9 protein-coding genes are annotated in these 12,817 nt (G+C 66.2%); 7 read left to right on the plus strand and 2 right to left on the minus strand.

Translation table 11 applies throughout. The features are described from left to right. Positions 1–6 precede the first annotated feature (6 nt). On the plus strand, positions 7–858 hold the full coding sequence (locus tag ACVWZ7_RS16505; RefSeq protein WP_456508490.1) for a shikimate 5-dehydrogenase: 852 nt from the start codon (positions 7–9) through the stop codon (positions 856–858). Here the strand turns inward: ACVWZ7_RS16505 and ACVWZ7_RS16510 are convergent. Then, a complete protein-coding gene (locus ACVWZ7_RS16510) occupies positions 855–2,087 on the minus strand; it encodes a THUMP-like domain-containing protein (protein ID WP_456508491.1) in 1,233 nt (410 codons plus the stop codon). The genes ACVWZ7_RS16505 and ACVWZ7_RS16510 overlap by 4 nt on opposite strands. Positions 2,088–2,309: 222 nt before the next feature. On the opposite strand from ACVWZ7_RS16510, the gene ACVWZ7_RS16515 reads away from it, so the two are divergent. The 4 genes from ACVWZ7_RS16515 (at position 2,310) to ACVWZ7_RS16530 (ending at position 7,731) form a co-directional block, all read left to right on the plus strand. Continuing rightward, positions 2,310–2,666 (plus strand): hypothetical protein, encoded by a 357-nt coding sequence (locus tag ACVWZ7_RS16515; protein ID WP_456509128.1) that lies wholly within the window; start codon positions 2,310–2,312, stop codon positions 2,664–2,666. A 730-nt stretch (positions 2,667–3,396) separates the two neighbouring features. Continuing rightward, positions 3,397–3,693, plus strand: coding sequence for a co-chaperone GroES (groES, locus tag ACVWZ7_RS16520; protein ID WP_028275747.1), 297 nt, complete (start codon positions 3,397–3,399; stop codon positions 3,691–3,693). An 80-nt stretch (positions 3,694–3,773) separates the two neighbouring features. Beyond that, positions 3,774–5,384 (plus strand): chaperonin GroEL, encoded by a 1,611-nt coding sequence (gene groL, locus ACVWZ7_RS16525; protein WP_091252087.1) that lies wholly within the window; start codon positions 3,774–3,776, stop codon positions 5,382–5,384. A gap of 292 nt (positions 5,385–5,676) precedes the next feature. Beyond that, positions 5,677–7,731, plus strand: a complete 2,055-nt coding sequence (locus tag ACVWZ7_RS16530; protein WP_116765049.1) for an acyltransferase family protein — start codon at positions 5,677–5,679, stop codon at positions 7,729–7,731. A 98-nt stretch (positions 7,732–7,829) separates the two neighbouring features. Here ACVWZ7_RS16530 and ACVWZ7_RS16535 read toward each other — a convergent pair whose 3' ends face one another. Next, positions 7,830–8,792, minus strand: a complete 963-nt coding sequence (locus ACVWZ7_RS16535) for a DUF389 domain-containing protein (RefSeq protein ID WP_344368293.1) — start codon at positions 8,790–8,792, stop codon at positions 7,830–7,832. A 203-nt stretch (positions 8,793–8,995) separates the two neighbouring features. Here ACVWZ7_RS16535 and ACVWZ7_RS16540 point away from each other — a divergent pair, with 203 nt between their 5' ends. Both ACVWZ7_RS16540 and guaB read left to right on the plus strand, forming a co-directional pair. Beyond that, positions 8,996–11,080, plus strand: a complete 2,085-nt coding sequence (locus ACVWZ7_RS16540) for an acyltransferase family protein (protein WP_425547271.1) — start codon at positions 8,996–8,998, stop codon at positions 11,078–11,080. A gap of 217 nt (positions 11,081–11,297) precedes the next feature. After that, positions 11,298–12,809 (plus strand): IMP dehydrogenase, encoded by a 1,512-nt coding sequence (gene guaB / locus ACVWZ7_RS16545; RefSeq protein WP_456508492.1) that lies wholly within the window; start codon positions 11,298–11,300, stop codon positions 12,807–12,809. Positions 12,810–12,817: the final 8 nt, after the last annotated feature.

Raw genomic sequence — 12,817 nt, forward strand, 5'->3', positions numbered from 1 at the left:
GGAGCTGTGCCCATTCTGAACAAAGACATGACCCTGTGCATCTCGCTCTCGGCCCGGCCGAGCAACAACGGGACACGCTTCCACAACCATCTGTACGAACAGCTTGGCCTGAACTGGATCTACAAGGCCTTCGCCCCCACCGACCTCGCCCAGGCCATCGCCGGAGTGCGCGGACTCGGCATCCGCGGCTGCGCGGTGTCCATGCCCTACAAAGAGGACGTGATCGCCCTGGTGGACGTCATGGACCCCTCCGCGAAGGCTATCGATTCGGTCAACACCATCGTCAACGACGGCGGCCGGCTCACCGCCTACAACACCGACTACACGGCAATCGAGCAGCTCCTGCAGCGCAATGCCGTCCCGACGGACTACTCGGTGCTGGTCCTGGGCTCCGGTGGCATGGCCAAGGCCACTGTCGCCGCGCTGCGGGATGCCGGCTTCAAGGACGTGACGGTCGTGGCCCGCAACGAGGACACCGGACGCGGCCTGGCCGAGCTATACGGGTTCGCCTGGAGCCCGGATCTGGGCTCCGCAAGGTCCGGAACGGGCACGGCCGACATGATCATCAACGTCACCCCAGTGGGCATGGCCGGGGGCCCCGACGCGGAGGTGCTCTCCTTCCCGCAGCAGGCCATCGACGCAGCAAAGGTGGTGTTCGACGTCGTCGCCCTCCCGGCCGAGACGCCGCTCGTCAAGGCAGCTCGCGCGGCCGGCAAGACCGTGATCACGGGAGCCGAGGTAGCCACGATCCAGGCGCTGGAGCAGTTCGTGCTCTACACCGGGATCCGGCCGACCGACGAGCAGATCAAGGCCGCCGAGGAGTTCACCCGGGCCCAGCGCCCCGGCCGCCCGAGTTAGACGGGCTCCACCGAGATGGCCACCCGGTCCTCGCCGATCCTGGTGAGGACCAGGGTGGCCGCTTTCTTGGCCTTGCTCTTGGACCCTGCCGGTTTTCCGCCGGGCAGGAGCTGCTTGCGCAGTTCTTCCGGGGTGACGGCCGTGCCGCGCTTCTTGATGTCCAGGACGCCGATCCCTTGGTCCTTGACCCAAGCCTTGAGCGCTTTGACGTTGAACGGCATCACGTCCAGGACCTTGTAGGCCTTGGCGAACGGGGTCTCGCGCAACTCCGGGGCGCAGATGTAGGCGATGTGCTCGTCCACGAGGTGCCCGCCCAGCTGGAGGGCGACGTCGGCCACGAGTCCGGCGCGGATGACCGCACCGTCGGGCTCGTACAGGTAGCCCTCCACCGGGCCCACGGGCGCGGCCGGGCCGCCCCCGAAGTCCTCGCCGCTGGTGAGTTCAGCGGCTCCGAGCGGCCCGAGCACCAGGGCAGCACGCCGGACGCCGGGGCGCCGGACGGCGTTGAACCACAGCGCCACCTCGGTTACGTCCCCGCCGACGGAGACCCACTGGGCTTCGCAGTCCGCCGGCACGGAATCATGCGGCATGCCCGGCCCCATCTTGACGCCGACGGCGCGCCCGGAGCCGGCCAGCGACTCGACGAAGGACAGCGGCGGGGAAAAGTCCTCCGGATCCCAGATCCGCTTGGTTCCCGAAGTGGACGTGGTGCGCCGGGCAGGGTCCAGCCAGACGCCGTCGACCCCCTCAAGGGAAACCGCGGTGGCATCGGAGTGGACCACGGTGGCGTTGCGGAAGGGGATCAGGTTCATCGTGGCGCAGGCGGCCGTGGTCTCGTCCATTTCCACCGCGGTGACCACGAGATCCATGGACGCCAGGGCCATGGCATCGGCTCCCAGCCCGCAGCCGAGGTCCGCGACATGGCTGATTCCGGCCTCGACGAACCGCTGCGCGTGCCGGGCCGCCACCGTGAGCCGGGTGGCCTGCTCCAGGCCGGCCTTGGTGAAGACCATCTGCCGGGCGAACTCACCGAATTTGGCCTCGGCCTTGGTCCGCAGCCGGGACTGGGTGAGCACCGCCGAGACCAGCTCGGGGGAGTGGCCGGCCTTGCGCAGCGCCGCGGTGAGGCGGAAGGCCTCGTCCTCGCGGTACGGGCCCAGCGACGCCAGCAGCTCCCAGCCCTCGGGCGTGAGGATCGGTGCAATGTGTTCCTGCGGTGCGTCAGTCATGCCTTCCAGCGTAGTTCAGCGCCGCGGGCACGCTGCGACCGGACCACGGGGACTAGGCTTGACGACATGGAAGACAGCGGTACAGGCGGCAGCACGTCAGAGGAAACATCCGGGCAGAGCACGGGCGGTCAGAATACGGACGGGCAGGACGACGCTGGGCAGGACGTGGACGGGCAGGACGACGGCGTGCAGGACGACGGCGGGCGGGACGACGGCGGGCGGGTGCGCCATAGCCATCAGCAGGGACTGGCCCGCTACGCACGGCCGGCGATCATCGCCGGAGCGGTGATCGCCGTCGTGTGCATCGCGTTGCTGGTGATCATCTTCTTCCTCGATTCCTTCAACGCGACGGTCTATTCCGTCGGCGGCAAGAACGTACAGGACGCCACGGACGAGGCCCGGGCCATCCGCGACACCTATGCCACGGCCAGGCTCGGTGGCATCATCTTCCTCATCGCCGGCATCCTGCTGGCCGGCGGCGGAGCCCTGGTGATGTACCGGCATCGGAACGACGAAGGCAGTGACCGCGACGACGAAGAAGGCGAAGACGTGGACTTCGAGGACCTCGCCGGCGAGTAGGCGCACGCGCCAGGCCCCATGGACCCAGCAGGCCCGGATGGACATGCCCCTCGCTTGGCGCGGGCAGGGAGCATGATGCCGAAGTGTCCGCTGGCTGCAGCAAAGAATGGGCATCTCCCACTGAGCAGCCTTCATCCGTTGGACATGTCCTCTCGGGCAGCCCGCATGCACTGGACATGCCCTGAGTGCCCGCTACCCGTTGGACATGCCCCTCGCTTGGCGCGGGCAGGGAGCATGATGCCGAAGTGTCCAATGAACGGTGCAGAGAATGGGCATCTCCCACTGAGCAGCCTTCATCCGGTGGACATGCCCCCCTTGGGCAGCCAGCATGCGCTGGACATGTCCCTTGCTTGGTGCAGACAGAGAGCATGATGCCGAAGTGTCCGGTGGCGGAAGCAAAGAATGGGCATGTCCTCCTGGGTAGCCGCTACCTGTTGGACATGTCCCTCGCTTGGCGCGGGCAGGGAGCATGATGCCGAAGTGTCCGCTGGCTGCAGCAAAGAATGAGCATGTCCCGCGCGGGGGAGCTGTTCACCCGAGATGAATTTCTGGCACTCGCCTTGACCGAGTGCTAACCATTTACATAGAGTCGTCATTAGCACTCTCCCTAGGAGGGTGCTAACACCTGAAGCTTCACAGCCAGGCTGCTGCCGGCACCGCGACGACGGTCTGTACGCCATGGCATCACCGCTTCATAGTCCACGAATTTGCTGACGAATAGGAGAGGTCCTTGTCGGTCTCTATTAAGCCTCTTGAGGATCGTATTGTTGTCCGCCCGCTCGAAGCCGAGCAGACCACGGCTTCAGGCCTGGTTATCCCGGACTCCGCACAGGAGAAGCCGCAGGAAGGCGAAGTTGTTGCAGTAGGCCCCGGCCGCTTTGACGACAACGGCAACCGCGTTCCCGTTGACGTTGCCGTCGGCGACGTCGTTATCTACTCCAAGTACGGCGGAACCGAAGTCAAGACCGGCGGCACGGAGTACCTCGTACTCTCCGCCCGCGACGTTCTGGCGATCGTCGTAAAGTAACTCTCTTGGTCCCCCGCGCAGCCGATCCTTCGCCATGAACGGATCAGTTGCGCGGGGTTCTGTCTTGAAAGGACAAAACCATGGCAAAGCAGCTTGCGTTTAACGACGCTGCCCGCCGGTCGCTTGAAGCCGGCATCGATAAGCTCGCCAACACCGTCAAGGTCACGCTGGGCCCGCGCGGCCGCAATGTCGTGCTGGACAAGAAGTGGGGCGCTCCCACGATCACTAACGATGGTGTGACCATCGCCCGTGAAATCGAGCTGGACGACCCCTACGAAAACCTTGGCGCGCAGCTTGCCAAGGAGGTCGCCACCAAGACCAACGATGTTGCCGGCGACGGCACCACCACCGCCACCGTGCTGGCCCAGGCCCTGGTCAAGGAAGGCCTGCGCAATGTTGCGGCAGGCGCCGCCCCGGGCGAGATCAAGCGTGGCATCGAGGTTTCGGTCGAGGCCGTCGCTGCCCGCCTGTTGGAAAACGCCCGTCCGGTCGAAGGCACGCAGGTTGCCAACGTTGCCGCCATCTCCGCCCAGAGCGACGAGGTCGGCGAGCTCCTGGCCGAGGCGTTTGGCAAGGTCGGCAAGGATGGTGTGATCACCATCGAGGAATCTTCCACCACACAGACAGAACTGGTCCTCACCGAGGGCATGCAGTTCGACAAGGGCTACCTGTCCCCGTACTTTGTCACGGACGCGGAACGCCAGGAAGCTGTCCTCGAGGACGCCCTGATCCTGATCAACCAGGGCAAGATCTCCTCGGTGCAGGAATTCCTGCCGCTGCTGGAAAAGGCGCTGCAGAGCTCCAAGCCGCTCTTCATCATTGCCGAAGACGTCGAGGGCGAGGCCCTGTCCACGCTCATCGTCAACCGCATCCGCGGCACCCTGAACGTCGTCGCCGTCAAGGCCCCGGGCTTCGGCGACCGCCGCAAGGCCATGCTGCAGGACATCGCGACTCTCACGGGTGCACAGGTTGTCTCCCCGGAGCTGGGCCTGAGCCTGGATTCCGTTGGCCTTGAGGTGCTCGGCACCGCCCGCCGCATCACGGTCACCAAGGACAACACCACGATCGTCGACGGCGCCGGTTCGGCCGAGGACGTCGCCGCGCGTGTTGCCCAGCTGCGCGCCGAGCTGACCCGCACGGATTCCGACTGGGACAAGGAAAAGCTGCAGGAACGCCTGGCCAAGCTGGCCGGCGGCATCGGCGTGATCAAGGTTGGCGCTGCCACCGAGGTTGAGCTGAAGGAAAAGAAGCACCGCATCGAGGACGCAGTGTCCTCGACCCGCGCCGCCCTTGAAGAAGGCATCGTCGCCGGTGGCGGGTCCGCCCTCATCCACGCGCTGAAGGCCCTCGACGAGGACGCAGCCGTCCAGGCTCTCGAAGGTGACGCGGCTGCCGCCGTCGGCATCGTCCGCCGGGCCCTGACCCAGCCGCTGCGCTGGATCGCCCAGAACGCCGGCTTCGACGGCTATGTGGTTGTTGCCAAGGTGGCAGAATCCGCCGTCAACCAGGGCTTCAACGCCAAGTCCGGCGAGTACGAAGACCTGATCGCCGCCGGCGTGATCGACCCCGTCAAGGTGACCCGTGCGGCCCTGCGCAACGCGGCTTCCATCGCTGCGCTGGTCCTCACCACGGAAACCCTCGTGGTGGAGAAGCCGGCCGACGAAGACGAGCACGCAGGCCACCAGCACTAATTTCGGCCCGCACAGGGGACGGCCCGGCAACTTGCCGGGCCGTCCCTTTTTTGTGCCCGGGTCCTGCTTTTGCGCCCGGGGACTGCCGGCGAAAATGCTCCCGAAGTGCGCCAAGTCCAGGCGCGACTCAGCCGCGACTCAGCCGGGACGTGCTGCCTCCATGCTGACAATTCACTGGAAACTCACACCTTGGCATGACTGAATAGAGTTCTATGCCCGCCGCGACGATTGGCCATGAACATTACGGTTGGATAACATAGACGTTTTGGTTACCGGTTTGAGGGGTTTTTCTATGACACAGCAAAGAACCCTACCCGCACCTGCCCGATCCGACGGCGCGCCCCAGGCCGGCCGAAAGTCCACCTTCAGGCCCGAAATTCAGGGGCTCCGGTCCTTGGCCGTGCTGATGGTCATGAGCTACCACATCTGGTTGGGGCGGGTCTCCGGCGGTGTGGACGTGTTCTTGCTGATCTCGGCGTTCCTCATGACGCTGCAGTTCGTCGGCCGTTACGAGCAGGGCCGACCCATGGCCCTGCTCAAGCATTGGCTGCACCTCTTCCGGCGCCTCGTCCCGGCTGCCGTCACCGTCATCGTGGCCGTCATTGCCGCAAGCATCCTGTTCCTTCCCCGGACCCGCTGGCTGGAAGTGATCTCGCAGGGCTGGGCCTCCCTGTCCTATGTCGAGAACTGGCTCCTGCAGTCCCAGGCCACGGACTACTACGCCTCGGACCACAGCCAGGCCAGCCCCTTCCAGCACTTCTGGTCCCTCTCGATCCAGGGGCAGATTTTCATCCTGTGGCCGCTCATCTTCGCGGGAGCCGCACTCGTCGCCAGGCGCTTCCGGCTCCGCTACCGCGTGCTGCTGTGCTACATCTTCGCCTTGATTTTCCTCGGTTCGCTGATCTACTCCATCCTCTTCACCAAGGCGGAGCAGACGGAAGCGTACTTCGATACCGGCGCGCGGCTATGGGAGTTTGCGCTGGGCACCCTTGTGGCTCTGGCCCTTCCCTCCCTGCGGCTTCCCCGGAGCTGGCGCTTGGCGCTCGGCTGGCTGGGCATTGTGGCCATGCTCAGCTGCGGCCTCCTGCTTAATGTCCAGGCCTCCTTCCCCGGGTTCGTGGCACTCTGGCCCACCTTGGCCGCGGCCTGTGTGATCGTCGCTGGCCAGACCGGCAGCAAGCTTGGCGTTGACCGGTTCCTCAGCTCGGGGCCTCTGGTCCGGCTGGGAGACATGTCCTACGCGTTGTACTTGTGGCACTGGCCGGTCCTGGTCATCTCGCTGACCGCGACGGACAAGGACCGCGCGGGGCCGATCACGGGCAGCATCATCGTGGCCGTTTCGATGGTGCTCGCCTACCTCACCACCCGCTTCGTTGAGAAGCCCTGGCGGGGGTGGAAGTGGCCGGAGCTCAAACGCCGCCGCGCCCTCATCGCCATCGCCGCGGCCGCGGCCATCGCCGCCGTGCCGCTGGCGGCCTGGCAACTCCAGATCAACTACGCCCTTGCCGCGGCGTCAAGCCAGGCCTGGGTCAATAATCCGGGTGCACGTTCGCTGGACCCGGCCTACGTCGGCGGGGCCGACAAATCCGCTCCCCTCCTTCCCACCCTCGCCACGGCGGCTGATGAATGGCCCCGCTACGCAGGCGGCTGCACGTCGGACGAGAAGGCCCTCACCAACATTTGCACCAACGGCAAACAGAACGCCGCCAAGACCGTGGTGATCATCGGCAACTCGCACGCCCACGTCTGGGCGACCCCCATTCTCACTCTGGCCGACAAGTACGGGTGGAAGGTCGAAGCCATCACCAAGGGTTACTGCCCTGTGACGGTCGGCCCGGCCCCGGGGCTCTCGGAAGGCTGCCTGGACTTCAACAAGGACACCCTCAAGAAGGTGCTGGCCATGAAGCCGGACCTTGTGGTGACAACCAGCACCCGGACCGACCCGGATCCGACGTCCACGGAGTTCATGGACCCGGGGTGGGTTCCGCCGATCAAGTCCATCAACGACGCCGGCATCCCCGTCGTGGCGTTGCGCGACACCCCGCGCATGCACGAGGCCGTCCCGGCCTGCCTGGAGAAGAACCCCAACAACTACGCAGCCTGCGGATCGAAGACGGCGGAGAACTATCAGCCCGCGTCGCCCGATGCCTCCGTGGCCGCGCAGCTGCCGGCCACCAAGTTTCTGGACTTCAGCCAGTACTTCTGCCAGGACGAGGTCTGCCCGGCCGTCATCGGCAACGTGATGGTCTACAAGGATGACAACCACGTCACCAGGACCTACATGGAGAGCCTCACGCCCTACTTTGAGGCTCAGTTCCTGGCGGCTACCGGGTGGGCCGCCGAGTGAGGAACCTGCTGCCGTTGCCTAACTGACTGGCTGACCCCGGCCCGGCCGCCAGCCAGTCTGGCGGTCAGTCCGTCAGCACCGGGCCGTCAGCCAGTCCGTCAGCGGCGGGTGCCCGCAGACTTGCGCCGCAGCGTAGCCTCCGGCGGCCGCCGTTTGGCCACCACCCGGTAGAAAAGCAACACCCCGACGCCGGACACCACAATCCCCACCAGGTTCAGGAACAGCTGAAGGGCGGAACCGGCCGCCTTCTGATACTCGCCCAGGACCAGTGCCACGGCCACAAACCCCGCCGCCGGCACCGTGGTGACGGAGATAAACACGCCAATCAGCGCCGCCGAGCGCCGGCTGATCACCGACAGCATGCCGGCCGTTCCAGCCAGCACCGCGACAATCAGCGAGTATGGCCCCGGATGGTAGATGAATTCAACCGCAGAACCGTGGTCCAGCGCGTCCTTGGGAAACAGTCCGAGCGGCACGGACAGCCACGCGGTCAGTGCCGCGGCCAGCATCGCGACCGGAAAGCCGACGCCGAGGGCCAGCGCCGCGTCGCGTCCGAGCCGTCGCTCGCGCCGGACCAGAGCCACAGCCAGCGCAGCCAGCGGGCCGAACTCAGGGCCCACGGCCATGGCGCCGACAATCGCGATTGTGGAGTCCGTGACGATGCCGATGGCCGCCAGCTGGGTGGCCAGGACCAGGAATGCCAGAAAACTCCACGTGAGGCGCGAATCTTCGCCGCTCTGGCGCGACACCTCTTCCCAGATGACCGCGTCCGCGCCCTCACCGGGGGCCTCGGCCTCCGCCCGGTCGGCCCGGTCCGAAAGCACAAGATCCGGCAGGTTGACCGAAATCGATCCGCGCTTCTGGATGTCGAGGACCTGGAGCTTCTCCATGAGCGTCTCCACGGATTCGCGGGCGAGCAGGACCTGGACAACGTCCCCGGGCGGCATGACCGAGGCGCCCTTGTCCACGGCGATTTCCGCGACGCCGAGATGATCGGCACATCTTTCGACAACAACTCCGGACAAATCACCCGGAACACAAATGCGCAGCTGCACAATCACTAAGCGGCCTCCTCAGACTCGCACCAGCCTAGCTTCCGCGCCGCGGCCGGTGGAGTCCAACGCCGCCCGCAGCCGCCCCAGGACTCCAACGAAGCACCCCGGGGACGCCCCCGCCCGCGCTCCCACTAGCGCCCTGTGACTGGCAAAGAAAGTTACGGTTCGGTAACATTGATCTTTTGGAAGCCGGCCTGAAGGGTTTTTTAGTGTCGAACGAGCGAACCATAGCCACCCCGCCAACAGCGGATGCGGGTTCTCCGGCGAGCCGAAAAGCCAGCTACCGACCCGAGGTCCAGGGCCTTCGCGCCCTTGCCGTCCTCATGGTGGTCACGTACCACGTGTGGCTGGGCCGGGTCTCCGGCGGTGTGGACATCTTCCTTCTCATTTCAGCATTCCTGATGACCCTCAGCTTCACGCGGAAGGTCGAATCCGGCGCCCCCCTGCGGCTCCTGAGCCACTGGCTGCATCTGCTCAAGCGACTGCTGCCCGCCGTCGTCGTGGTGGTGCTCGCCGTACTCGCCGGCACCTGGGCCATCCTGCCTCAGAGCCGCTGGCCGGACATCCTCGATCAGGCGTGGGCCTCCCTGCTATACCGGCAGAACTGGCTCCTGGCCGACAGCGCCGTCGACTACTACGCCCAGGACCATTCGGGCGCGAGCCCGCTCCAGCACTTCTGGTCGCTGTCGATCCAGGGACAGGTGTTCGTGCTCTGGCCCCTCGTATTTGCCGGCACGGCTCTTCTTTCCCGACTACTCCGGCGCTGGACCGGCGAGGACCGCGCCCTGCTTAGTTACCGGTCCCTGCTGACCGCGGCCTTCGGCGCCATCTTCGCCGTGTCGCTCGTCTACTCGATCCAGCAGACCACCACCAACCAGGCCCACGCCTACTTCGACACCGGCGCCCGACTCTGGGAATTCGCCCTCGGCTCCCTCCTGGCCCTCGCCCTGCCATATCTGAAGCCCGGCAGGATCCTGCGCGTCGTGCTGGGCTGGGCCGGCTTGGTGGCCATGCTGTCCTGCGGGTTGCTGCTGACCGTGGACCGTTCGTTTCCCGGCTTCATCGCGCTGTGGCCCACGCTGGCCGCCGCCGCGATCATTACCGCCGGACAAAGCGGCAGCCGCTTCGGCGTGGACCGTCTCCTGACCTGGAAGCCGCTGGTGTCGCTGGGAGACAACTCCTATGCGCTGTACCTCTGGCACTGGCCGCTGCTGGTCCTGGCCCTTGCCGGGGCGGGCATTACGGCGCCGAACCTTGTCCAGGGGCTGTGCATCGTCGGCGTGTCCATCGTTTTGGCAGTTCTCACCACCCGTTTCGTCGAGAAGCCGCTGCGCGAATGGCACTGGCCGAAGCGCCGTGCCTGGCGCACCGCCGTCGTGATTGCCGCCTGCGGTGCCCTGCTGGCAGGTCCGGTCGCGGTCTGGCAGAGCAGGCTCGTGGCCGACGAGGCCGCGGCGGCGTCCCAGCCCAAGGAACTGACGCCCGGGGCGGCCGCCCTGGCCCCGGAGAACGCCGGCAAACCCACCCCGGACGCGAAGATCATCCCCGCGCCGGCGGCGATGAAGAATGAGTGGGCCGACATCGACGGGCTATGCACGGACGAGAACGTCCCCAGCGACCCCCTGCTGCAGGGCTGCCTGCAGAACAACAAGCCCGAGAAGGTCACGAAGCGGATCGTGGTGCTTGGCGACTCCCATGCCCAGCAGTACATGGCGGCGCTGGGCCCCATCGCGAAGAGCCACGGCTGGGAAGTCGTCACGCTCCTGAAAGGCAACTGCCGCTTCGGCGGGGAGTCACCGGAGCGGGACGCGGACTGCAACGCCTTCAACAAGGCCAGCGCGCAGTACGTCCTGGACCACCACCCCGACGCCGTCTTCACGGTTGCGTCCCTGACCCACAAGGAAGCGCCGTTCGAGACCGAGGTGCCGCAGTACCTTGAAGGCATCAAACCCTTCACCGACGCCGGCATGGACGTCGTGGGGATCCGCGACAACCCCCGCTTCAACATCAACATGCCCGAATGCGTCCAGAAGAACGGCGAGGGTGCCGCGGAGTGCAACGTGCCCGAGCAGGAGTCGCTCGCGGGGTCCTCGCCGTTGGACGCCTACCGTGGCAAGGTGCCCGGCCTGCACCTCATGGACATGAGCGATTTCATCTGCGCGAACGGGGTCTGCCCCGCGGTCGTCGGCAACGTGTACGTCTACAAGGACGACAACCACCTGACCAAGACCTACGTTCAGACCATGATCCCCATGTTCGAACAGCGGCTCCTGGCTGCCACCGGCTGGAAGTAGGGCCCCGCGCCGGGCCGGCACCGGGAGCCTCCGGCGGCCGCCCGGCATGGGGCGGCTCACATTGAGGCGCACATTACCGCCCCGGAATATGGCTATCGCCGCCAAGGTTCTACTATTTATTCAACCCTTCTGCACAGACCAGACCCGTAATGACTGGCTGGTCATCTGTTGCAACCCCTACCCGTGAACCCCGTAACCCAAGGTAAGAGGCGCACTCATGACCCAGCCCGAACACAACCCCTTCGGCTTTATCGGCCTGACGTACGACGACGTCCTGCTCCTGCCCGGCCACACCGACGTGATCCCCTCCGAGGCGGACACGTCCTCCCGGATTTCCAAGCGCATCACGGTCCAGACCCCGTTGCTGTCCGCCGCGATGGACACCGTCACGGAGTCCCGGATGGCCATCGCCATGGCGCGCCAGGGCGGCCTCGGCGTCGTGCACCGCAACCTTTCCATCGCCGATCAGGCCGACCAGGTGGACCGGGTCAAGCGCAGCGAATCCGGCATGATCACCAACCCCCTGACCATCGGACCCGAAGCCACGCTGGCTGAGCTCGACGAGATCTGCGCACGCTACCGCGTCTCAGGGCTCCCGGTGGTGGACGAAGGCAACAGGCTGCTGGGCATCGTCACCAACCGCGACACCCGGTTCGTGCCGGAGTCGGACTTCCCGCTCCGGCTGGTCAGTGACGTCATGACCAAGATGCCGCTGGTCACCGGGCACGTCGGCATCAGCCGCGAGGAAGCCTCGCACAAGCTGGCCACGAACAAGATCGAGAAGCTCCCGCTCGTTGACGAGCAGGGCCGGCTCCAGGGCCTCATCACCACCAAGGACTTCACCAAAGCCGAGCAGTACCCGCTCGCCACCAAGGACGAGGCAGGCCGCCTGCGCGTCGGTGCGGCCGTCGGCTTCTTCGGCGACGGCTGGGAGCGTGCCATGACGCTCGTTGACGCCGGTGTGGATGCCCTGTTCGTGGACACCGCGAACGGCCACTCCCAGGGCGTGCTGGAAATGATCCGCCGGCTCAAGGCCGAGCCCGCCGCGGCGCACGTGGACATCATCGGCGGCCAGGCCGCCACCCGCGAAGGTGCCCAGGCCCTGATCGACGCCGGTGCCGACGGCATCAAGGTCGGCGTCGGCCCCGGGTCCATCTGCACCACCCGTGTGGTTGCCGGCGTCGGCGTCCCCCAGATCACCGCCATCTACGAATCGGCGAAAGCGGCCATCCCGGCCGGCGTCCCGCTGATCGCCGACGGCGGCCTGCAGTACTCGGGCGACATCGGCAAGGCGCTGGTCGCCGGTGCCGACACCGTGATGCTCGGCTCCCTCCTGGCCGGCTGCGACGAATCCCCGGGCGAGCTGATCTTCGTCAACGGCAAGCAGTTCAAGAGCTACCGCGGCATGGGCTCCCTGGGCGCCATGCAGACCCGCGGCAAGAACACCTCCTACTCCAAGGACCGGTATTTCCAGGCCGACGTGTCCGGCGATGACAAGCTCATCCCGGAAGGCATCGAAGGCCGAGTCGCCTACCGTGGTCCGTTGTCCTCGGTGGCGTACCAGCTGGTCGGCGGCCTCCGCCAGACGATGTTCTACACCGGCGCCCCCACCGTCGCCGAGCTCAAGGCCCGCGGCAAGTTCGTCCGCATCACCGCGGCCGGACTCAAGGAATCGCACCCGCACGACATCCAGATGACCGTCGAAGCCCCGAACTACGGTTCGCGCTAGGACTCTCC

It is taken from the genome of Arthrobacter sp. TE12232 (genome assembly GCF_054062615.1).

Coding starts and splice junctions, on each gene's coding strand:
- ACVWZ7_RS16510 (WP_456508491.1), bottom strand. CDS start 2,087: ATGACTGACGCACCGCAGGAACACATTGCACCGATCCTCACGCCCGAG.
- groL (WP_091252087.1), top strand. CDS start 3,774: ATGGCAAAGCAGCTTGCGTTTAACGACGCTGCCCGCCGGTCGCTTGAA.
- ACVWZ7_RS16530 (WP_116765049.1), top strand. CDS start 5,677: ATGACACAGCAAAGAACCCTACCCGCACCTGCCCGATCCGACGGCGCG.
- guaB (WP_456508492.1), top strand. CDS start 11,298: ATGACCCAGCCCGAACACAACCCCTTCGGCTTTATCGGCCTGACGTAC.